The organism is Dysosmobacter segnis (genome assembly GCF_014297285.1).
GTDB classification, from domain to species: domain Bacteria; phylum Bacillota; class Clostridia; order Oscillospirales; family Oscillospiraceae; genus Oscillibacter; species Oscillibacter segnis.
The window spans coordinates 126,821-146,695 of the sequence record NZ_JACOQI010000005.1; the positions used below are offsets into that span (position 1 = coordinate 126,821).

The 19,875-nt window shown below is 56.5% G+C and carries 21 protein-coding genes and 6 tRNA genes; 8 read left to right on the forward strand and 19 right to left on the reverse strand.

Annotation, left to right across the window (positions count from 1 at the left end; translation table 11 throughout):
- Nucleotides 1-2: 2 nt before the first annotated feature.
- Both H8Z83_RS07190 and H8Z83_RS07195 read right to left on the reverse strand, forming a co-directional pair.
- Nucleotides 3-863 carry a zeta toxin family protein gene (locus H8Z83_RS07190; RefSeq protein ID WP_187014402.1) on the reverse strand — a complete coding sequence of 287 codons (861 nt, stop codon included), beginning with the start codon at nt 861-863 and terminating at the stop codon, nt 3-5.
- Between the two features lie 5 nt (nt 864-868).
- Entirely contained in the window at nt 869-1,123 is a 255-nt protein-coding gene (locus H8Z83_RS07195; protein WP_187014403.1) for a hypothetical protein, read from the reverse strand.
- A gap of 222 nt (nt 1,124-1,345) precedes the next feature.
- On the opposite strand from H8Z83_RS07195, the gene H8Z83_RS07200 reads away from it, so the two are divergent.
- The 4 genes from H8Z83_RS07200 to H8Z83_RS07215 all read left to right on the forward strand — a co-directional run bounded on the left by H8Z83_RS07200 (nt 1,346) and on the right by H8Z83_RS07215 (nt 4,673).
- Nucleotides 1,346-1,543: a CAP domain-containing protein gene (locus tag H8Z83_RS07200; RefSeq protein ID WP_207732017.1), complete on the forward strand. Its 198-nt coding sequence runs from the start codon at nt 1,346-1,348 to the stop codon at nt 1,541-1,543.
- A 203-nt stretch (nt 1,544-1,746) separates the two neighbouring features.
- Nucleotides 1,747-2,010: a DUF6809 family protein gene (locus tag H8Z83_RS07205; protein WP_366463934.1), complete on the forward strand. Its 264-nt coding sequence runs from the start codon at nt 1,747-1,749 to the stop codon at nt 2,008-2,010.
- A 63-nt stretch (nt 2,011-2,073) separates the two neighbouring features.
- Nucleotides 2,074-3,282 (forward strand): tyrosine-type recombinase/integrase, encoded by a 1,209-nt coding sequence (locus H8Z83_RS07210; RefSeq protein WP_187014405.1) that lies wholly within the window; start codon nt 2,074-2,076, stop codon nt 3,280-3,282.
- Nucleotides 3,240-4,673 (forward strand): tyrosine-type recombinase/integrase, encoded by a 1,434-nt coding sequence (locus tag H8Z83_RS07215; protein ID WP_187014406.1) that lies wholly within the window; start codon nt 3,240-3,242, stop codon nt 4,671-4,673. The genes H8Z83_RS07210 and H8Z83_RS07215 overlap by 43 nt, the downstream gene beginning before the upstream one ends.
- A gap of 161 nt (nt 4,674-4,834) precedes the next feature.
- Here the strand turns inward: H8Z83_RS07215 and H8Z83_RS07220 are convergent.
- The 6 genes from H8Z83_RS07220 to H8Z83_RS07245 form a co-directional block, all read right to left on the reverse strand.
- A tRNA-Val gene (locus H8Z83_RS07220) sits at nt 4,835-4,911 on the reverse strand.
- 128 nt (nt 4,912-5,039) lie between these two features.
- Nucleotides 5,040-5,699 (reverse strand): P-II family nitrogen regulator, encoded by a 660-nt coding sequence (locus tag H8Z83_RS07225; protein ID WP_187014407.1) that lies wholly within the window; start codon nt 5,697-5,699, stop codon nt 5,040-5,042.
- Between the two features lie 13 nt (nt 5,700-5,712).
- On the reverse strand, nt 5,713-7,278 hold the full coding sequence (locus H8Z83_RS07230) for a DUF1538 domain-containing protein (RefSeq protein ID WP_243184807.1): 1,566 nt from the start codon (nt 7,276-7,278) through the stop codon (nt 5,713-5,715).
- Nucleotides 7,279-7,450: 172 nt separating this feature from the next.
- Complete coding sequence (spoIIP, locus tag H8Z83_RS07235; protein ID WP_187014408.1) at nt 7,451-8,605, reverse strand: stage II sporulation protein P; 1,155 nt, start codon at nt 8,603-8,605, stop codon at nt 7,451-7,453.
- Between the two features lie 119 nt (nt 8,606-8,724).
- On the reverse strand, nt 8,725-9,555 hold the full coding sequence (locus H8Z83_RS07240; protein ID WP_187014409.1) for a deoxyribonuclease IV: 831 nt from the start codon (nt 9,553-9,555) through the stop codon (nt 8,725-8,727).
- 65 nt (nt 9,556-9,620) lie between these two features.
- Nucleotides 9,621-9,791: a hypothetical protein gene (locus H8Z83_RS07245; protein ID WP_187014410.1), complete on the reverse strand. Its 171-nt coding sequence runs from the start codon at nt 9,789-9,791 to the stop codon at nt 9,621-9,623.
- Between the two features lie 223 nt (nt 9,792-10,014).
- On the opposite strand from H8Z83_RS07245, the gene H8Z83_RS07250 reads away from it, so the two are divergent.
- Together H8Z83_RS07250 and H8Z83_RS07255 are read left to right on the forward strand one after the other, a co-directional pair.
- The gene (locus tag H8Z83_RS07250; protein ID WP_187014411.1) at nt 10,015-11,085 is read left to right on the forward strand and encodes a uridine kinase family protein; all 1,071 of its coding nucleotides are present in this window, start codon (nt 10,015-10,017) and stop codon (nt 11,083-11,085) included.
- A complete protein-coding gene (locus tag H8Z83_RS07255) occupies nt 11,082-11,510 on the forward strand; it encodes a DUF3842 family protein (protein WP_187014412.1) in 429 nt (142 codons plus the stop codon). The genes H8Z83_RS07250 and H8Z83_RS07255 overlap by 4 nt, the downstream gene beginning before the upstream one ends.
- A gap of 55 nt (nt 11,511-11,565) precedes the next feature.
- Here H8Z83_RS07255 and H8Z83_RS07260 read toward each other — a convergent pair whose 3' ends face one another.
- From H8Z83_RS07260 to H8Z83_RS07310, 11 genes are all read right to left on the reverse strand, one after another.
- Nucleotides 11,566-12,168, reverse strand: a complete 603-nt coding sequence (locus H8Z83_RS07260) for a chromate transporter (RefSeq protein ID WP_187014413.1) — start codon at nt 12,166-12,168, stop codon at nt 11,566-11,568.
- On the reverse strand, nt 12,165-12,710 hold the full coding sequence (locus H8Z83_RS07265; RefSeq protein ID WP_187014414.1) for a chromate transporter: 546 nt from the start codon (nt 12,708-12,710) through the stop codon (nt 12,165-12,167). Before H8Z83_RS07265 ends, H8Z83_RS07260 begins: the two co-directional genes overlap by 4 nt.
- A gap of 118 nt (nt 12,711-12,828) precedes the next feature.
- Nucleotides 12,829-13,389, reverse strand: coding sequence for an ECF transporter S component (locus H8Z83_RS07270; protein ID WP_187014415.1), 561 nt, complete (start codon nt 13,387-13,389; stop codon nt 12,829-12,831).
- A 147-nt stretch (nt 13,390-13,536) separates the two neighbouring features.
- Nucleotides 13,537-14,472 (reverse strand): SPFH domain-containing protein, encoded by a 936-nt coding sequence (locus H8Z83_RS07275; protein WP_187014416.1) that lies wholly within the window; start codon nt 14,470-14,472, stop codon nt 13,537-13,539.
- 203 nt (nt 14,473-14,675) lie between these two features.
- Nucleotides 14,676-15,878 (reverse strand): dicarboxylate/amino acid:cation symporter, encoded by a 1,203-nt coding sequence (locus tag H8Z83_RS07280; RefSeq protein ID WP_187014417.1) that lies wholly within the window; start codon nt 15,876-15,878, stop codon nt 14,676-14,678.
- A gap of 84 nt (nt 15,879-15,962) precedes the next feature.
- Nucleotides 15,963-17,153 carry a threonine ammonia-lyase gene (ilvA, locus tag H8Z83_RS07285; protein ID WP_187014418.1) on the reverse strand — a complete coding sequence of 397 codons (1,191 nt, stop codon included), beginning with the start codon at nt 17,151-17,153 and terminating at the stop codon, nt 15,963-15,965.
- Nucleotides 17,154-17,545: 392 nt separating this feature from the next.
- A tRNA-Lys gene (locus H8Z83_RS07290) sits at nt 17,546-17,621 on the reverse strand.
- Nucleotides 17,622-17,678: 57 nt separating this feature from the next.
- A tRNA-Gln gene (locus tag H8Z83_RS07295) sits at nt 17,679-17,753 on the reverse strand.
- Between the two features lie 46 nt (nt 17,754-17,799).
- Nucleotides 17,800-17,875, reverse strand: a tRNA-His gene (locus tag H8Z83_RS07300).
- Nucleotides 17,876-17,915: 40 nt separating this feature from the next.
- Nucleotides 17,916-17,992: transfer RNA gene (locus tag H8Z83_RS07305), tRNA-Arg, on the reverse strand.
- A 5-nt stretch (nt 17,993-17,997) separates the two neighbouring features.
- Nucleotides 17,998-18,072 (reverse strand) — tRNA-Gly (locus tag H8Z83_RS07310).
- Between the two features lie 473 nt (nt 18,073-18,545).
- Here H8Z83_RS07310 and H8Z83_RS07315 point away from each other — a divergent pair.
- Both H8Z83_RS07315 and H8Z83_RS19515 read left to right on the forward strand, forming a co-directional pair.
- The gene (locus tag H8Z83_RS07315; protein ID WP_243184809.1) at nt 18,546-19,601 is read left to right on the forward strand and encodes an ABC transporter substrate-binding protein; all 1,056 of its coding nucleotides are present in this window, start codon (nt 18,546-18,548) and stop codon (nt 19,599-19,601) included.
- 51 nt (nt 19,602-19,652) lie between these two features.
- Nucleotides 19,653-19,874, forward strand: a complete 222-nt coding sequence (locus H8Z83_RS19515) for a hypothetical protein (protein WP_243184811.1) — start codon at nt 19,653-19,655, stop codon at nt 19,872-19,874.
- Nucleotide 19,875: the final 1 nt, after the last annotated feature.

Sequence of the window (19,875 nt, forward strand, 5' to 3'; positions counted from 1 at the left end):
CATCACATCATCGTGTTGAACGTAAATCCAGGGCCCATAGCCGCCTCTTGCACCCTTCGTTCTAACTCGTCGATAGACGGGCTTTGCTTCAGCTGGCAAGCCTCCTCCTTATGGCGCAGTCGAAGGATAGATCGTTGCATATCCTGAAGTTCCTCATCAGGCCAAGGTCTGTTCCAATACTGACGTAATACTTCGGATGGACACTCCGCAGTCCTACAGCTATCGTAAATTTTTGTCGGTGTTCTATCCCAAATGGTAATTCCAGAAATCACAGGATCATCACGAAGAATGTCGAGATTATCTGGCAGAACACGAACGACATAGTCATGGGCTTCCACGGCTGTCGCTCTCGGAATCGTTCCCCTTTCGTTCATTTCATAGAAGCGGAGGAGTGTGCTGCAAAGGGAGTGTTCTGGCCTGGTAGCAATGACTGCAAGTTCGACCCGATAACCTTTTTTAACAAGAAGTTCAGCCGTACGATGCGGAACATCTGTGGTGCGTCCAGTGCCTTCAATGATCAGATGGATGCCCCGCTCTGATGTTTCATGGATCAGCCGCTCCGTCACCGCACCAGAAAACCCACTGGTCATCTGTACAGAATCCGATCCATACCGGGCATACAATTCTTTGTAATTGGGGTGGAAACGCCGATACTCATCTGCATTAATAAAATACACGTTGCCGCACAGAAGTTTGTTCAGCATGGAAGAAAGTACTGTCTTGCCAGCACCCGGCTGCCCAGCCAAAAGTATTGCCCGTGGCTCTGATTGCCGATTGTACCTTGCAGCGTAATTCCGCTCACTGGCAACAACCGCCTCCACATCACTCGGCAGAAAATCAGCAAGATTTTTTTCAATGCCCATTCTGCTCACGCCTCAATACCAGCGTAAAACTTACGAGCAAAATCAAACTGCGTTTCGATCCGATCCAATTCGGCCTCAGTATCCGCACCCAGAATGCTACTCTTGGCGTTCCATACCAAACCGTAAACAACATTAACTGGATCTTTTTTGTCAGAGGGAGAAATGTGGTTATTCCTTGCAAAATGGAAAAGTGACCCGAGAATGTCGGCCCCCTTTTCAAGCAGGACTTCCTGTCTGAGGGAAAACTCATAATTGCTCACACGAAAGACCTCCTCGCTCGATCTGTAAATACAGTATATGCACTATACGATAGAACCGTACTGGAAATCAGCGTTCCTATCTTCGGAGATCATTGTAGCATACCACAAACAGAGTTGCAAATCAAAAAGGTAATCGACCGTTGCGGCGCAAAACAATCGTGAAAGCACCCCTTCCGAATTGTCGGCTGGGTACGGATATACCCCCACGGCTTCGGTTCCAACCTGACGGCGTTCACCGTCACGGCCCCCGATAGAATTCCCGAAAAGGCTGTATCGAACTGGAAGAACTCTCCCGGCCATCTGGCAACGATGATTGACCCGAACCGTGATACCGTTGGCGTCGGCGTTACTATCGATAACGGCAGAGCCTTCTGCTACATGTTCGTAGGCAATCCGACAGCGCATAATCCCTATGCATAAGATGAACTCAGATGGGCCGCATCCAATTTTGGATGCGGCCCATTGCAGTTCACTCTGAACTTGATAATTTTCTGATAATTGTTGTCATTTGGGATGGCTATTCAGCCGTGGTTGCGGTATTGTGTGTCGTTGACAGGAGGTGGCATACCATGCATGACTACATGAAAGCCCTTTACCACAGGTTTGAGGCACCATCCAGGAGGATGGAATACATGGACAGAAAAATCAAAAGAACACACAGCCAGCTTGCTCGGTTACTGGGTAAGTCAGAGAAAAAGCTGCTCCTGCGGATAGCGGACATGGAAGATGAACTGCGGGACGAAGCCTGCCTGAACAGCTTCATATCCGGCTTCCGTCTGGCACAGGGCATCCAGCAGGAGCTGCTGGCAGACCAGCCGCCCTACAGCTTCGAGGCAGAAGAAGAGTGGCAGGCCTGCGAAAAGATTTCACAAGGAAAAAGCAGCTAACAATACCGTCAAAAACTGCGATGGTGTAAACAAAGAAGAGTTCCTACAGAGGAGGCGATTCAAATGAGTAAACGCAGGCCGTCCGGCGACGGCATGGTGCGCAAAAAGGACGATGGCCGTTGGGAGGGCCGCATCGTGATCGGCCATAAGGAAAACGGCGACAGCATCTTCCGCTACATCTACGCACCCACACAAAAAGAGTTGACCGCAAAGCTCCGCCAGGAGATCACCGCCTACCAGGGCGTAGACCTGACCGAGGACAGCAAGCTCACCCTGAGCGAATGGCTGGACTACTGGCTGGATGCGATCATGGCCGGAACCATCCGGCCCAGCACACTGAACGGATACCGCAGATACGCGGATCTCTACATCAAGCTATACCTCGGAGATAAGCAGATTTCAAAAATCACCCCGGCGGATGTACAGAAGATGTACGAAGTTCTGAAAGCACGGGGGCGTGTCAAGGAACACGCTCAATACGGTCACCAGCTATCCGGCAGCATGGTACACAGCATCCACACCATGTTCCACGAAGCCATGAAAGCGGCGAAGGAATCCCATATCATTGCCAAAAATCCCACCGAGAATATCCCGGTTCCTAAAGCAAATCCCAAACCCAAGCAGATCCTGAATGATGATCAGCTGGAACAGTTCATGGAGGCAATCAAACACGACGCCGTCTGGCACGACTTCTTCTACACAGAGCTGACCACCGGTCTGCGGCGGGGTGAGCTCTGCGGACTCATGTGGGCGGACTTCGATGAAGCAGCCGGAACACTGGCAGTAAGGCGGACCATCCACATGGAGAAAGGCGGCAGGCTGGTGGCCGGTGCCACCAAGACCGGGCGAGGGACCCGAAATATCCTGCTACCAGCAAGTACTGCCCAGCTTCTGTCGGAACGCAAAAAGCATTCCTGGTCAGAGTGGATCTTCCCGAATCCGCTGAAGCCCGAATCCCCTACCAATCCCCGCTCCGCATACGGCCACCTGAAGGCCTTGCTGGACTCCGCTGGCCTGCCCAACATTCGGTTCCACGACTTGCGTCATACCTTCGCCACCCATGCCCTGGCCTCCGGCGTGGACGCCAAGACGTTGTCCGGCATTCTGGGCCATACAAAGGCATCCTTCACGCTGGATACCTACACCCATGTCACTGGAGATATGCAGCGCACCGCCGCCGAAATCGTCGGAGATTTTATGACAGAAATCCTGGGAGAGGAGATGAAACCTTGGCAAAACGCAGAAAACGAGGGGACGGGAGCGTCCATCTGAGAAAAGACGGCCGCTGGGAGGGCCGGGTAGTCATTGGCTATGATGACAACGGCTATCCCAAGACAAAGAATGTGCTGGCAAAAAACAAGAAAGAGTGCCTACAAAAGCTGAAAGTCCTGAAAGACAGCCTGAAAAAAGTAGAGCCGGAACGACTGTCATCCGATATGTGTTTTGGAGCATGGCTGGATCACTGGTACCAGAACCAATGCAAGCCTACGATTGGAGCAAAGACACAAACGGACTACGAGAACCGCATCTACCGGCACATCATCCCGGAAATCGGCCAAATCCCGCTGAACAGGCTTACCGCAGCAGACCTTCAACAGTTCTACCGCCAGCTCAAGCAGGGCGGCCGCCTCCAGGCTGTGGAACAATATGGCCCCGGACTCTCTGACCGTATGGTGAAGTGCTGCCATGTAACCTGCCGGACGGCGCTGGACCAGGCGGTAAAACAGGGCCTCATCCTGAAAAATCCCGCCGATGCCTGTAAGACGCCGACGCTCCGTCCGAAGGAGATGCAGGTATTGTCTCCGGAGGAGATTCGGCGTCTGCTGATACAGGCCCGTGAGAACGACTGTTATGAGCTTCTGCTATTAGAACTCTCCACTGGTCTGCGTCGGGGCGAAATCCTGGCCCTCCAATGGGATGACTTGGATCTCTGCACAGGAATACTGCGGATCGAACGGCAGGTCCAGCGGGTGCGCAGAGAACTGGTGATCTCCGCCCCTAAGACGAAGAGCTCTTGTCGGAGCATCATTCTGCCGACCCCCATTCTGGGTGTCCTGCGAGACTACCGGCAGAGTATCCGTTCCAGGTGGATGTTCCCTTCTCCGAAAAAGGAGGACTCCCCACTGGACCCGGCCGCCGTCCGGAAGAAGCTGGCCAAGGTTCTGAATCGGGCGGACTGCAAGCACATCCGCTTTCACGACTTGCGGCATACCTTCGCCACCAACGCGCTGGAACATGGCATGGACATCAAGACGCTGTCCACCATCATCGGCCATGTGACGTCCGCCACCACACTGAACGTCTATGCCCATGTCACCGACACCATGCGGGAGAATGCCGCCGCCAGCATCGACCGGGGGATCGCCGGAATCGAACCACCGCGTCGGGCATCCTCCCCGGCTAAGCCAAAAGTCGCACAAACGGACTTCCAGGCGGTGAAGGGGAAATACCGGAAGCCGGGAACGGGTTGTGTCAGTCAAATCGACGAACACCTCTGGGAGGGCCGCTACTCCCCGAAAATCAACGGGAAACGAATGGCACGCAACGTCTACGCCCATACAGAGGCGGAGTGTGAAGAGAATCTGGCCAATATAATCCGGGAGATGAAAGCAGAAATCGCCGCTGAGAAAGAGCGGCAAAAGCAGGCAGGACTGACAGGTTGAACAAACGGGCCCCCGAGGGCGAATCGCCCTTGGAGGCCCAAATTTTTTCTGACTGTGGCTGGCCGTGTGGTCAGGGGCAAAGCAAGTTTACATAACTCTCAAGTAAATCGCATAAAAAGTTATGAAAAAGCACCGTTTTCATCAGAAAACGGTGCTTTTTGTGGTGGACGATACAGGACTCGAACCTGTGACCCCCTGCACGTCAAGCAGGTGCTCTAGCCAGCTGAGCTAATCGTCCGAAGCGGAACGTGTATATATTACATGAGTTCCGCCGCTTTGTCAAGCCTTTTTTCGTTTTTTCTCAAAAAGTTTTCCAAGGCGCTTTATGTCGGCAAATTTTTCCGACAGGCAACTCCCTTTCAGCGCTTATTCCACGTTGAACTGCCGCAGGCCCGCCAGGTCTGTGACCGGCAGAGAGAACGCCAGCGCCTGGGCCTCGGTCTGCATTCCGGCCTTTTCCATAATGGCCTTCATGATGGGCTTCCGGGTCTCCGCCGAGGCGAGAATAAAGATCAGTTCCTTCTCCGACGCCAGCGACACGCCGAAGAATTTCTTCGCCAGCTCCGTTCCGGTCCCCTTTGCGTGGACCGCCGTGCCGCCGGTAGCCCCAGCCGCCCGGGCTGCGTCCATAACCTGATCCGTAGCGCCCTGATTGGCGATCACAACGATCAGCTCGTGGGTCAATTTCTTTTCCATGCGGTCCTCCGCCTCCCCCTGTAACAAATAATTTTTGGCAGACGCGCCGCCGATGCTGGACACCGGCACCGCCATCATAACGCCTCGGCCCGGAACATCCAGCCAGAGGTCCTTGGCAGCTTTCCGGAGCAGCCCCTTCCGGCTGGGCAGCATACACAGCAGCACTGCCTTTTCCGTAGCTTCCAGCCCCAGACAGTCTAAAACCTCAGTGGTGGCGGTGCCACGGCCAAGAGCCGTGAGCACCAGCGTTGCCCCCTGTTCCCGGAACCAAGCGGAGAAGTCTCCGCCCCGGCTCCGGTCCGTGATGGTAAGGATCAGATCAGCAGACATATAACTCCCCCCCTTACAGTTCGATGATCTCGTCGTCCGCCGCCGGCATCTCCGGTGCAGGCGCGGCAGGTGCTTCCGCCGCGGCCTTCTTCAGCTTGAGCTGATAGACAAGGCCCAGCAGTTGGATGGTGATAAGCGGCGTCATGGCCACCATGGCCACTACGCCGAAAGCGTCTGTTACCACATTGCCGCCCAGGGTCTCACAGGCCCCCATAGCAAAGGGCAGCAGAAACGTGGCCGTCATGGGACCAGAGGCCACGCCGCCGGAGTCGAAGGCGATGGCAGTGAAGATCTTCGACACCACGAAGGATAAGCCGATGGCGCACAGGTATCCCGGCACCAGCAGGACAAAAATAGAAATGCCCGTCAGCACCCGCAGCATGGCGAGACCAATGGACACCGCTACGCCGATGGACAGGCTGGTGCTCATGGCCTTGCTGGGGATAGCCCCGGAGGTCAGCTCCTCCACCTGCCGGTTCAGCACATGGACGGCAGGCTCCGCCTGCACGATGAACCAGCCCATCAGCATACCGATGGGGATCAGGACCCAGCTTTGCTCCAAAGCCGCGATCTGGCGGCCCAAATAGCTGCCGGCGGGTAAAAAGCCCACATTCACACCGGTCATAAACAAAACCAAACCGATATAAGTATACAGGAGTCCCACAGTGATTTTCAACACATTTTTTCGAGACAAATGCAGAGACGTCACCTGAAACACGGCGAAAAAGGCCGCAATGGGCGCCAGCGCCGCCCCCATTTCCTTTGCGTAGACCGGAAGGCCCTGGGCGAACAGCCGCCACAGCTCCCGGCTGTCCCCGGCCTCCGGCACTACGGAGGGCACATAGCTTCCCGCTGCCGGGTATGCCAGTGCCAGCGTCAGCACCGCCAGCACCGGCCCCACGGAGCACAGCGCCACCAGACCGAAGCTGTCCTCGCCAGCCTTGCCGTCGCTTCGGGTGGAGGACACGCCCAAGCCCAGCGCCATGATGAAAGGCACGGTCATAGGCCCGGTGGTCACGCCGCCGGAGTCAAATGCCACCGCCAGAAAATCCTTGGGGGCAAAGGCCGCCAGAGTAAAGATCACGATGTAGGACGCGATCAGCAGGCCATTCAGTGGGATCTGGAACAGGATACGCAGCAGTGCTATCACCAGAAAGATCCCCACGCCCACGGCCACCGCCCCGATCAGGACGGCGTTGGGGATCCCCGGCACCTGCCCCGCCAAAACCTGAAGATCCGGCTCGGAAATAGTGACGATGATGCCGATAAGCAAGCTGACGCACACCACCACCCACAGCTTCCGGGATTTGGTCATCTGTGCGCCCACCCGCTCACCAATGGGGAGCATGGCGGTATCCGCGCCCAGAGTAAACAGGCCCATACCCACGATCAGCAGCACGGCGCCTACCAAGAACGCCAGCAGCACGTCCGTTGGGACCGGAGCCGCGGTAAAACACAAGATCAGCACGATCAGGGTAATGGGCACCACGGAGGCCAGCGCCTCCCTCACCTTTTCACCCAATATCGTTTTCGTCTGGCCGATCTGGTCCCGCCACTTCTTCCGCAGTCCTGCAAACAAACGCACCGCCTCCTTCGCTGATGATCACTTGATGGATTTATCATACCATTTTTCACCTTAGCATCGCAACTTTTTGTCGGAATCTTTTCAAATTATTAACAATATATGTGAAAAGTGCTGTGCACGCCCTTGTGATTCCGCAAAAACTGCCCGGCTGTTGCCGGGCAGTTCCCTACTTGCTTCGTTCCTCCAGCGTTTTTGCCAGCTCTGCCGCAAACAGGCGGGCGGCCAGCTCCGCCTCCTCCGGGGCGTTTCCGGCGGTCCCCACCTCCACCAGCAGAGAACCTGTGGTGGCGTGTTGATTGTACCGGGAATTCCGCAGAAGCAGAGGCCGCATCAGCGTGGGATAGTCCGTCAGCGCCTGCTCCTGCACCGCCACCGCCAGCCGCAGATTCTCCATCCAGTCGGGATGGCTCAGTCCGCCGCCGTCGCTGCCCATGATGAGGGAGAGTTGCGCCGCCGTCCCCTGTCCCTCGATCTCCGACACCACTTTCACCTGACTGCCGTCGGACGCCTCGATAGCGTCCCGGTGGACATCCAGCACGAAGCGGATAGATGGGTACTCTTTCAAATACCGGTCGATCCCCGCCAGAGACCGGTCATAAGCCCCGGCGTACTCCGGATAGTCATACAGGGTCCGGTCATGGAGCACGGAGATCCCCGCCTGAGCAAATACCTCTGCCATGGCGTCCCCCATGCGAACCACATTGTACCGGGAGTCCGTGGTGCGGTGGTCCCCGGACCAGACGATGCCGTCATCCACCGCCGGGGTATAGCCCTCGCTGCCGTGGCTGTGCAGAATCAGGATCTGCGGCGCTTCGCCGGTCAGCTCCGCCGCGAAGGGCTTCAGCAGCTCCTCGTTGGAGAGGGTATATTGGGTGGTGTTTCGGATGTAGACCTTCCCGCAGACGGTATAGCCGCTGGGGTCTGTGGGGATCAGGGTCTTTGCCGTCACGCCGTTGTCTGCCCCAGCTGTCACCGGAGCGGGCTGGGACTCCTCCCGTACCGGCTGGGTCACGGGGGCGGGGCGTTCGTCCTCCGGTTCCTCCGCCGCCTGACGCCGCAGGTCGGAGATCTCCCCGCGGGCGGAAAGCAAGATCGGCGCCTGACTCAGCATCAGCACGGACGGCGCCGAAAGGCCGTCCCTCTGCCCCATGTCCCCTAACTGCCACTGGAGCAGCGCCAGTGGCAATTCCCTCTTCACGGCCATCCACGCTCCGGCGGCGTCAACGCTGCCCGCCGTGGCATAGACGGTCCACAGTGTCACACCCGCCAGCAGCAGCGCGCCCAACCGCTGAGAGAGCCTTGCAAACCTCTTTCGTTCCATTTGCTTCACCTCTTGGGACAACCTTATGCGCCACAAATCAAAAAAATGACCATCCAATGAAAAACCGCCCGACACATTTGTGCCGGACGTTCCTCTATCTCAATACCATTTATCCAAATTCATTCCGCGAGGCTTCGCATCAGGGCGATCTCTTTGGCATAGCCGGGCAGCTCATTGGGTGTTTCCAGGCAGAAGGGCAGATTTTTCAGCGCCGGATGATTCACCACCCGGGCCAGCGCCTCCTGTCCAATGCAGCCCTCCCCGATCCGGGCGTGGCGGTCCTTGTGGGCGCCGCAGAGATTCAGACTGTCATTCAAATGAATGGCCCGCAGCCGCTCCAGTCCGATGGCCCGGTCAAATTCCGTCAAAACGCCGTCCAGATCGTGAATGATGTCATACCCGGCGTCGGAAACGTGGCAGGTGTCCAGACAGACGCCCATCTTCCCCGTCAGCTCCACCCGATCCAGAATCTCCCTCAGTTCCTCAAAGCGTCCGCCTACCTCGCTGCCCTTCCCGGCCATGGTCTCCAGCAATACCGTTGTAGACTGTTCCGGGGTCAGGATGGCGTTGAGTCCTTCCGCGATATAGGTGATCCCGGCTTCGATCCCATGTCCCACATGGCTGCCGGGGTGGAAATTGTAAAGCTGCCCCGGTATGTGCTCCATACGGCGCAGATCGTCCGCCATGGTGTCCCGTGCGAAAAGACGGTTTTGTTCCTCCGCGCCGCAGAGATTCAGGGTGTACGGGGCATGGGCGATGATCGGTGCGAAGCAGTGATCCTTCATGAGCGCCACCAGCGCCGCCGCGTCCGCCGGGTCCAGTTCCTTGGCCTTGCTCCCCCTGGGATTCCGGGTGAAAAACTGAAAGGTGTCCGCCCCCAGTTCCAACGCCTGCCGGCCCATAGCCAGAAAGCCCTTGGAGGATGATAAATGACAGCCGATGTGCAGCATAGAAACCTCCTGAAAAATAGTTTCTTCATTATAGCACACCGGCTGCCGCCTGTCACGGGTCTTATTTACGGAGTCTCCGCTTCTATCTCACCGTCCTGCGGCGTATCGGACAGAAACAGTTCCTCCGCCTGCCGCTGAACGGCGATCAGATCCTCCCGGAGCTGTCGGAGCGTTTCTTCGGTATCTGTCAATGCGTTGAACAGAAGCAGGTATTCTTTCGTCAGTGTATGGTTCATATAGTATCCTTTCTTTTCCGAATGAATTGCAATTTCGGAATACGGCTCTATCATACAAAATTTCCGGCTGCTTTTTTGTCGGATTTTGTCGAAGAGATATATTTTTTTGTCATCAAAGGGTATTATTTTCCCAAGCAAGCGGAATCTTGTCCCAAAAAGCGGTTGCAGGTCCAGATGTCGGATGCTATGATAAAAAGGCAAATGATCGTGCAAGGAGGCACTTATGAGTCCTGCGTCTACCGAACAATTCCTTTTGGAGCAATATACCGGGCATCCCGCGTCTCAGCTTCAGGATCTGCGCAAAGCCCTCTATCAAAGCGTCTTTGGCTGCGAGCATCTGATCACGGACACCTCCGCCGCCGCAGAGGGTATCCGGAGGGAGGCTGCGGAAGCCGGACCGTGCAGCCGGGAGATTGAAGCGCTGGACGGTCCCTGGTCCCGGGTGCAGCTGGGCGTTCTGGCAGATGGTCTGACCCCCGAAACGCTATCTCGCATGTTTGCCCGGTCTGCCGCTATGTCCCACGGGGATGCGGATGCCTTGCAGGAAAAGCTGACGGTCCTGCGGCGGCTGATCCGCTCCGGCGCTCTGCCCTATTCCCCGGCAGAGGCCGATGCGGAACTGGATGACTGGCGAAAAAACGGTTTTCCCGTCTGCCGCCACTCCGAGGAATACCGGGCCGCCTACCGTCCAGCTTACCGGGTGCTGCACCGCACTTATGTCCGCCTGCTGCCGCTTCTGGCGGCCATTGACCGGGCCTTGGCGGAAAACCCTCGGGTCCTGCTGGCCATTGAGGGCGGCGCCGCCAGCGGCAAAAGCACTCTGGCAGATCTGCTGACGGCGATTTATCCCGATACGGCGCTGTTCCATGCCGACGATTTCTTCCTCCGTCCGGAGCAACGGACCGCCGCGCGCTACGCCCAGCCCGGCGGCAATCTGGACCGGGAGCGGTTGGAATCGGAGATTCTGATTCCTATCAGTCGGAACAAAGCCGCCGTTTACCGTCCCTTCAACTGCCGCACCCTGTCCCTCCGGGAGCCGGTGACCGTCCTGCCGGGGCGGCTGAATATCGTGGAAGGCAGCTACAGCTTTCACCCGGAATTGGCCCGTTATTACGATCTGTCCGTCTTTTTGGACATTTCCCCGGAAACCCAGCGGAGCCGGATACTGAAGCGCAACGGTCCGGAGTGGGGTCAGCAGTTTTTTGACCGTTGGGTCCCCTTGGAGCAAACTTATTTTCACGAAACAGACACGCAGGGCCGCTGTACGCTGGCTTTAAAGGAGGAAATACGATGAAGCTTGTTGTGATCGACGGCCAGAGCGGCCGCACAGGGGCGCTGCTGGTAGAACGGATCCGGGCGGCGGGACTTCCCTTGGAGCTGTTGGCGGTAGGTACCAATGCCATCGCCACTGCCGCCATGATGAAGGCTGGGGCTCAGCGAGGCGCCACCGGAGAAAACCCGGTTCTGGTGGCCTGCCGGGATGCGGACATCATCGCCGGACCCATTGGCATTCTGATGGCGGATGCCCTCATGGGGGAGATCACCCCCGCTATGGCGGTGGCCGTGGGCCAGAGCCGGGCCCAGAAGGTACTGCTGCCGGTGAATTCCAACTGCGGCAAGATCGTGGTCGGCGTCCGTGACCTGACCCTCTCCCAGATCATGGATGAGGCGGTGGAAGTCCTGCGGAAACTGTGCGGTCTGTCCGCGCAGCCGCTCTGAACAAAGAACGCAAAAAAGTGCCTGAGATTTGAAATCTCAGGCACTTTTTCATCTTTTATACACCGCCGAACCGGAACACCACGCCTACCGCTGCAGAAAGGCCGATGAACACAATGGGATGCCACTTTTTCGTAAGCTTCACCCAGTTAGTCAGCACCAGCAGCACCGCCGCCAGCGCCAGACCCATCCAGCTTACCGTACCGTCCCAGGAAAACCGCATAAAAAGAGAATCCGGGACTGCAGTGCTGGTGACGCGCAGAAGCACCTGTAAGACAACGCCGGCACAAGCCGCACCGATCAGGCCGCTGGAGGCGGGCCGCAGGCCGTAAAAGGCGTTCTCCACATATTTACTGTTCCTGAACTTGGTCAGCATGGCCGCCACGATCAAGATGACGATGATAGAGGGCGTCACCTCACCGATGGTGGCGATGACCGCGCCGGGGATGCCCGCCACGGTGAAGCCCACATAGGTGGCCATGTTGATGCCGATGGGGCCGGGAGTGGACTCGGAGACCGCCAGCATATTCATCAGGTCCGTCTGGCTGTACCAGCCAGTAGCAAGGCCGATGTTTTTCAGGAAGGGCACGGTGGCCATACCGCCGCCCACGGCGAACAGCCCCGTCTTGAAAAATTCCCAGAAAAGACGCAGATAGGTCATTTCGCAGCCCTCTCTTCCAGGTTTTTCAGCAAAATCCCCGCCACAGCGGAGACCACCACAAACCACACCGGAGAAATATGCAGGAACAAGCTTCCCGCCATGACGATCAGGAAAATGGCCGCCGTCCGCTTATCCACCACAGATTTTTTCAGCAGCTTCAGCACGGCGTTGAAGATCAGGACACACACGCATACCTGGATCCCGGCAAAGGCGTTCTGTACCCAGGCCAAATGGGAGAAATTCGTGATCAATCCCGCCAGGATCGAAATAATGACCAAAGAAGGAAACACCACGCCCAGCGTGGCCACGATGCCTCCTAACCAGCCCCGGTGCTTCTGACCGATAAAGGTGGCGGTATTGACGGCGATGACGCCGGGGGTGCACTGGCCGATGGCGAAATAATCCATCAGCTCCTCCTCTGTGGCCCAGCCCTTATGCTCCACCACCTCCCGCTGGAGAATGGGCAGCATGGCATATCCTCCGCCGAAGGTCATCACGCCCACCTTGGCAAAGGTTCCGAACAAATCCAGATATTCGTTCATTCAGTTCTCCTCTTTCCAACATCAAATCGGAATTTTATTATACTCTTTCTGAGCAAAAAAACAAGCCCGGCCCCCATGTGATACTTCACAAAGGGACCGGGACAAGGGAGGCCGAAAATCAGGGAAGCTGAATATGCGTCCGCTTCAGGGACCGCCGCAGAGCCACGCACAGCGGGGGCGCCAGAATGATGGCCACCGCGCCGTTGAACAGGGAAGCGGGGATCTTCAGAGGCAGAGCCGCCGCCGCCACGGAAGCGGTAAGGCCACCCATCAGCAGACCGTCATACGCAAAGGACTTGAAGAAATAGAGAATGTAGTAGGCCACGCAGCCCAGAGCCGCGGAGACGGTGCAGCGCCCGTAAGCAGGCGTCTCCCGGTCCTTCATGGCCAGGCCGGCTACCATACCCATAACGCCTTTGGTGAGGAAGGTGATCCAGCACTCCGGAGCGTAGGCCGGGTTGGTCAGGTCATAGATGGCGGAGCCAAGGCCGGAGGCAAAGCCGCCCACAGGCCCCAACAGCAAGCCGGACAGGCAGCACATGATGTTGGCCAGAGTAAAGGAGGTGCGGCCGCCGATGGCGATGGGCATGGTGATCCGCAGATAGTTGCTGACAAACACCAATGCCGTCATCATACCCAGCATGGTCAGCTTATTGACATTCTTCTCATTCCGATTCATAAAAAGCACTCCTAAGTTGTTTGTTGAAGCTATCATAGCATGTAATTGACTTTGTGGCAAATGCCAGTTCTTATAAATTTGATAAGGTCAGTTTTGACAAGAGCAGTCCCGCGGCTTTTGGGCCGCGGGACTGCTTTGCTTCACTGTTTATGCCTTGGGTTCTTCGGACTCGAACACGGTCTTGGCGCTGGCCGCCAAACCCGCCAAGCCCTGCAATTCGCTGGGGATGATGATCTTGGTGGCCTTGCCGTCCGCCACCTTGGTCATGGTCTCCAACGCCTTCAGTTTCACCACCTGATCGTTGGGCGCAGCCTCGTTCAGCAGCTTCAGGGCATCCGCCGTGGCCTGCTGGACCTTCATAATGGCCTCACTCTCTGCCTCAGCCGCCAGGATTTTCGCGGTCTTTTCCGCCTCGGCCTCCATGATCTTTGCCTGCTTGGCGGCGTCGGCCCGCAGGATGGCAGACTGCTTCTCGCCCTCCGCCACCAGGATCTGACTCTGCTTCTGGCCCTCGGCCTGAAGGATGGATTCACGGCGCTCCCGCTCCGCCTTCATCTGCTTTTCCATGGCGTTCTGGATCTCTTTGGGCGGGATGATGTTTTTCAGCTCCACCCGGTTAACTTTGATGCCCCAGGGGTCCGTGGCCTCGTCCAGAATGGAGCGCATCCGGGAGTTGATGGTATCACGGCTGGTAAGGGACTGGTCCAGTTCCATATCGCCGATGATGTTTCGCAGGGTAGTGGCCGTCAGATTCTCGATGGCGTTCATGGGGTGCTCCACACCGTAGGTGTAGAGCTTGGGATCGGTGATCTGGAAGTAGATGACCGTGTCGATCTGCATGGTGACGTTATCCTTGGTGATCACAGGCTGGGGCGCAAAATCCGCCACCTGCTCCTTCAAGCTCACCTTTTTGGCAACGCGCTCGATAAAAGGCACCTTCAGATGCAGGCCCACATTCCAAACGGTGCGGAACGCGCCCAGCCGCTCCACCACATAAGCCCGGGACTGCTGAACAATGACGATATTGCTGACAACCAGGATCAGGAGCAGCGCAACGAGGATAGGAACAATGATCCACTTCATAATGAGTACCTCCACTTTTACAACGGTTTCCAAAGGGCTTGCTGGTTGGCTTCATCTTACCTTATTTTAACCGTCAGCGCAAGCGTCATTTCCGCTTTCGCTCCAAATTGCAAAAAGAAAGAGAAACGCGGACAGTCCAATGGACTGTCCGCGCTCCCCTTTCCAAAACAGAAAGCATGTATAAGAGAAGAGAAAATGGAAATTTACTTTGCAGCAGCCTTCTTCTTGCCGGTGATAGCGTCCATGAAGACAGCGATAGCGCCGTCGCCAGTGACGTTGCAAGCAGTACCGAAGCTATCCTGGGCGATGTACAGAGCGATCATCAAGCCGCACATGGTCTCATCGAAGCCCAGCATGGACTGTAGGATACCCAGAGCAGCCATGACAGCGCCGCCGGGGACGCCGGGGGCAGCAACCATGGTCACGCCCAGCATCAGAATGAAGGGGAACATCTTGCCGAAGCCGATGGACTGATTGGTCATCACCATAACAGCCATAGCGCAGCTGGTCAGGGTGATGGTGGAACCAGACAGGTGAATGGTAGCGCACAGGGGGCACACGAACTCGGCCATACCGTCAGAGACACCGTTATTCTTGGTGCACTGGGTGGTAACAGGGATAGTAGCGGCAGAGGACTGGGTGCCGATAGCGGTGGTGTAAGCGGGCAGCATGTTCTTGATCAGAGCGAAGGGATTCTTCTTGGCAGCGCTGCCGGCCACGGTGTACTGGAACACGATGATGACCCAGTGCAGAACGAGGATCATAGCGAACACCTTGATGAAGGAGCCCATGATCTCCACGATGGTACCGGCATAAGCCAGCTTAGCGAAGATACCGTACACATGGAAGGGCAGCAGGGGGATGACGATGTTGCTGACCAGCTTGTCGATGATCTCAGCAAACTCGTTCATCACGGTCTTCATGGTGTTGCCCTTGATGACAGCCATGCCCAGGCCCAGGATGAAGGCCATCAGCAGAGCGGTCATAACGCCCATGATGGCGGGCATCTCAATGGTGAAGTAGCCGGAGAGCACAGTCTCCTCAGCGTTGGCGGCGTTCTCCATGAACATGCCAGCGTGGACCATGTGGGGATACAGCAGGGAAGCCACAACGAAGGCCAGAGTGCCGGAGATGATGGTGGAGCCGTAAGCCACACCAGTGGTAGCGGCCAGAGTCTTACCAGCGCCGGCGCCCAGGTCAGCAATACCGGGGGCGACGAAGCCAATGATGATCAGAGGGATCACGAAGTTCAGGAAGTTGCCGAAGATGCTGTTGTAGGTAGCGCCGATGCGGATGATGACCTCACCGAAGGCACCCATACCGGGGGTCACGAAACCGACCACGATACCGAGTACGATGGCGATGACCAGTTTGAGCAACAGGCTCATCTTTTTCTTTTCTTTCATTTCTCTCGTCCGTGTGATCTCACACGGACATCCTCCTTTTCTGATTTTCCTTTTTTCTCTTCTTTTATATCCAGCTGCTGCCGCTTACGCGTCCAGCAGAGAATATCCCTTTGCAGTCAGCTCATCCTTGATCTTCTGCACGTGATCGGCGTTCCGGGTCTCCAGGACCATGGACACCACGCATGCGTTGACCTCAGAGTTGACATCCTCACGCTCGTGATGGATGCGGACCACGTTGGCGCCGGTGCCGCCGACAACATTCAGCAGGTTGGCCAGGCTGCCGGCACGGTCAGCCAGCTTGGTGGTGATGGTAGCGAGACGGCCGCCGTAGGTCAGGCCGCGGGTGATGACGCGGGACAGGGTGGTCACGTCCACGTTGCCGCCGGAAACCACGCACACAGTCTTCTTGGTGGTATCGACCTTGCCGGACATGCAGGCAGCCACGGGAGTAGCGCCAGCGCCCTCGGCAACAGTCTTCTGGACCTCCAGCAGAGCCAGGATGGCAGCGGCGATCTCGTCCTCGCTGACGGTGACGATCTCGTCCACATACTTCTGGCACATCTCGAAGGTCAGGCTGCCGGGAGTCAGCACATGGATGCCGTCAGCCAGGGTCGCGGCATCGGGCACAGTGGTGACCTTACCGGCCTGACGGGAAGCATACATGGAAGCCACAACGCCGGCCTGCACGCCGATGACCTTGCAGGAGGGCTTGAGCTGCTTGATGGCGAAAGCCACGCCGGAGATCAGACCGCCGCCGCCGATGGGGACCACGACCTGCTCCACTTCGGGGAGCTGCTCCAGGATCTCCAGACCGATGGTGCCCTGACCGGCAATGACATACGGATCGTTGAAGGGATGTGCGAAGGTGTAGCCGTGCTCCTTGGAGAGACGCTCGGCCTCGCGGGCGGCGTCATCGTAAACGCCGGGGACCAGAACCACTTCAGCGCCGTAGTTGCGGGTGGCCTCCACCTTGGAGATGGGAGCGCCCTCGGGCATGCAGATCACGGACTTGATGCCCAGCTTCGTGGCGGACAGAGCAATGCCCTGAGCATGGTTGCCGGCGGAGCAGGCGATGACACCGTGAGAAGCTTCCTCCGGAGTCAGGGAACGGATCTTGTTGTAGGCGCCGCGGATCTTGAAAGCGCCGGTGAGCTGCAGGTTCTCAGACTTGATGTAAATGTTTTCGCCCAGCCGATTGGCATTTTCCAGCGGAGTCTTGCGGGCAATGCCCTTCAGAGACTCCTGGGCTTCCTGAATCATCTGTAAAGTTACCATAATAATCCCCCTATTTGTCTATGATTCAAAAACCACAATTAACTATACTGTCATTGTATGACGGACAGCGTTTGTTTTCAATACACATTTCCGCCAAATGTTCTTTCAATAAACACGCATTTTGCACAATATTGGCCTGATTATGGCCCTTTTTGGTTTCATTTTTGGCAAGAATGGCGTTCACTGGCGGACATTTGTGCATCATATCAAAAAGCAGGGAGGAAAATTCAAGTTACATCGTGCACTTTTTCAAATGCACTTTCTTGATAATGCAGGGAGAATTAGCGGGATTTTAAGGCGGCCGAGCCATCGGCACAGCTGACTGCCGGACAACTCAAGTATGACTGATCCATTATATCAAAAAAACGGCACACTTATGTGTGCCGTTTTTCTGGTGACCCGGCGGGGATTCGAACCCCGGACCCACTGCTTAAAAGGCAGTTGCTCTGCCGACTGAGCTACCGGATCAGAGTAAAACACTTATTACCTATAAATCACAGGCCGAGAGGCCGTATTCATGGTCAATGGCAGGGACGGCTGGACTCGAACCAGCGAATGAGGGAGTCAAAGTCCCTTGCCTTACCACTTGGCTACGCCCCTAAGTGGAAAAAAGAAGGGACCGGGGATACCCCGGCCCCCTCATGTCTGGGGTGGGTGATGGGACTCGAACCCACAACACCTGGAACCACAATCCAGTGCTCTGCCAATTGAACTACACCCACCACATATAAAAACCGTTCAAGCCGACGCCGCCCAGAGAGCTGGTACGCCAGGAGGGACTCGAACCCCCGGCCCACTGCTTAGAAGGCAGTTGCTCTATCCAGCTGAGCTACTGGCGCAAATCTGGAGCAGGTGACGGGAATCGAACCCGCATCCCCAGCTTGGAAGGCTGGTGCCCTGACCATTGTGCTACACCTGCATTGCCCTCCGAGTAAATCGTCAGCTTGATAAGGATACCACGGAAAGGCTTGATTGTCAAGCACTTGACGGCAATTTCTTGTGATATTTGAAAGAATTATTCAGCCAGAGAAACAATAAGCCGTGCTTATAGGGTGGATGGAGGACATTACACACAGCGTTTCATTCAGCTGCTACCGGCTGTCGCAGGCTGCGTTTGGTTGCCAAAAGTTGCCACGAGAAGCGCTGCCGGTTTAGAATTATGCAAACTGATTTTGATGGCGGTTTGGCTGACAGACACAGCCTAAACGAAGCGAGAAAATCAAGCGGGCTGTCAGCCCGTTAGAACTGCCGCAGTCCACGATCCCCCGTCTCTCTTTCGCAGACATCTGTTTCTGTTATGAGCGACAGTAAAGTATGCTATACTACATTATTATATTATATCGGATAAGACATCCGCAGCCACGGTATTCTTTTGGAAGGGGTGGGGCTGATATGAAAAAGAGGATCGTTCTGTGTCTGCTGGCGCTGGCGCTGCTGTCCGTGATGACAGGGTGCGGAAAGAAAAAGGACGCAGACCCGCTGACCGTGACGCTGTGGCATGTCTACGGCGGTGAGGTGGATTCCCCACTGAACGGTTTGATTGAGCAGTTCAACAGCACCATCGGCGTGGAGCAGAATATCCGGGTGAAGGTAGAGCTGGTCAGCAACAGCGGCAGCATCCATAAAAGCGTGCTGGCCGCCGCCAACAGTGACCCAGGCGCCCCTTCCCTGCCGGATATGTTCGTGTCCTACCCCAAAACGGTGCTGGCTCTCCCGGATCAGGACATGATCGTGGACTACCGGGACTATTTCAGTCCGGAGGAACTGGAAACATTTATCCCCGCCTTTGTGGAGGAGGGACAGATCGGCGGGCGGCAGGCCATTCTGCCCCTGGCCAAATCCACTGAGGTACTGTTCGTCAACCGGACGCTGTTTGACCGCTGGGCAGCCACCTCTGGGGCCAGTTATGACGATCTGACCACCTGGGAAGACATCTACGCCTTAGCGAAGCGGTATGCCGCGGATACTGGGAAGTGCTTTCTTGTCAACGACTATCACTTCAACTACTTTCAGGTAGGGGTGGAGTCGCTGGGGGAGAATTTTTTCCAAAGTGACGGCGTCCGCTTCGGCCCAGCCTTTGAGCGGGCATGGGAGCCTTACGCCCACGCGGCGCTGGAGGGCGGTGTGTGGTTACAGGACGGCTACGCCACGGAATCTCTCCGCACCGGCGATACCATTGTCTCCGTAGCGTCCTCTGCCAGTGTACTCTATTACTCCGACACGGTGACCTATCCCGACAACACCTCGGAGCAGGTGTCTATCACCTCCATGCCCTACCCGGTGTTTGACGGCGGCGAAAAACTGGTCATGCAGCGGGGCGTGGGAATGTGCACGACAAAATCCACCCCGGAGCGGGAAAAAGCGTGTATTACCTTTCTTAAATGGCTGACGTCGCCGGAGCGAAACGTGGAATTTGTCACCAGCCTCGGCTATATGCCGGTGACGTAGGAGGCATTTGATGCCTACCTTCCCGCCGCTGTGGAGCAGCTCAGCAACCCCATGTATGTCTCTCTGTATGAGACCTATCTCAAGATGCAGGAATCCTACACCTTCTATTACGCGCCGCAGATGGAGAACTATCTGGATCTGGAAACACGGTTTGAAAATCTGTCCCGGCTGAAGCTGATGGCTGGCCGTGCCCAATATCAGAAGGGCTCCAGTACGGCGGAGGAGTTGGTTTGGGACACGCTGGACAGCTTTAAGTTAGATTACGGTACATAAG

Bases quoted from the DNA above. Each gene is read 5' to 3' on its own strand.
- H8Z83_RS07190 (WP_187014402.1), bottom strand. From the start codon at position 863: ATGGGCATTGAAAAAAATCTTGCTGATTTTCTGCCGAGTGATGTGGAG.
- H8Z83_RS07205 (WP_366463934.1), top strand. From the start codon at position 1,747: ATGGAATACATGGACAGAAAAATCAAAAGAACACACAGCCAGCTTGCT.
- H8Z83_RS07210 (WP_187014405.1), top strand. From the start codon at position 2,074: ATGAGTAAACGCAGGCCGTCCGGCGACGGCATGGTGCGCAAAAAGGAC.
- H8Z83_RS07225 (WP_187014407.1), bottom strand. From the start codon at position 5,699: ATGTCTGCTGATCTGATCCTTACCATCACGGACCGGAGCCGGGGCGGA.
- spoIIP (WP_187014408.1), bottom strand. From the start codon at position 8,605: ATGGAACGAAAGAGGTTTGCAAGGCTCTCTCAGCGGTTGGGCGCGCTG.
- H8Z83_RS07240 (WP_187014409.1), bottom strand. From the start codon at position 9,555: ATGCTGCACATCGGCTGTCATTTATCATCCTCCAAGGGCTTTCTGGCT.
- H8Z83_RS07245 (WP_187014410.1), bottom strand. From the start codon at position 9,791: ATGAACCATACACTGACGAAAGAATACCTGCTTCTGTTCAACGCATTG.
- H8Z83_RS07250 (WP_187014411.1), top strand. From the start codon at position 10,015: ATGAGTCCTGCGTCTACCGAACAATTCCTTTTGGAGCAATATACCGGG.
- H8Z83_RS07255 (WP_187014412.1), top strand. From the start codon at position 11,082: ATGAAGCTTGTTGTGATCGACGGCCAGAGCGGCCGCACAGGGGCGCTG.
- H8Z83_RS07260 (WP_187014413.1), bottom strand. From the start codon at position 12,168: ATGACCTATCTGCGTCTTTTCTGGGAATTTTTCAAGACGGGGCTGTTC.
- H8Z83_RS07265 (WP_187014414.1), bottom strand. From the start codon at position 12,710: ATGAACGAATATCTGGATTTGTTCGGAACCTTTGCCAAGGTGGGCGTG.
- H8Z83_RS07270 (WP_187014415.1), bottom strand. From the start codon at position 13,389: ATGAATCGGAATGAGAAGAATGTCAATAAGCTGACCATGCTGGGTATG.
- H8Z83_RS07275 (WP_187014416.1), bottom strand. From the start codon at position 14,472: ATGAAGTGGATCATTGTTCCTATCCTCGTTGCGCTGCTCCTGATCCTG.
- H8Z83_RS07280 (WP_187014417.1), bottom strand. From the start codon at position 15,878: ATGAAAGAAAAGAAAAAGATGAGCCTGTTGCTCAAACTGGTCATCGCC.
- ilvA (WP_187014418.1), bottom strand. From the start codon at position 17,153: ATGGTAACTTTACAGATGATTCAGGAAGCCCAGGAGTCTCTGAAGGGC.
- H8Z83_RS07315 (WP_243184809.1), top strand. From the start codon at position 18,546: ATGAAAAAGAGGATCGTTCTGTGTCTGCTGGCGCTGGCGCTGCTGTCC.
- H8Z83_RS19515 (WP_243184811.1), top strand. From the start codon at position 19,653: ATGTATGTCTCTCTGTATGAGACCTATCTCAAGATGCAGGAATCCTAC.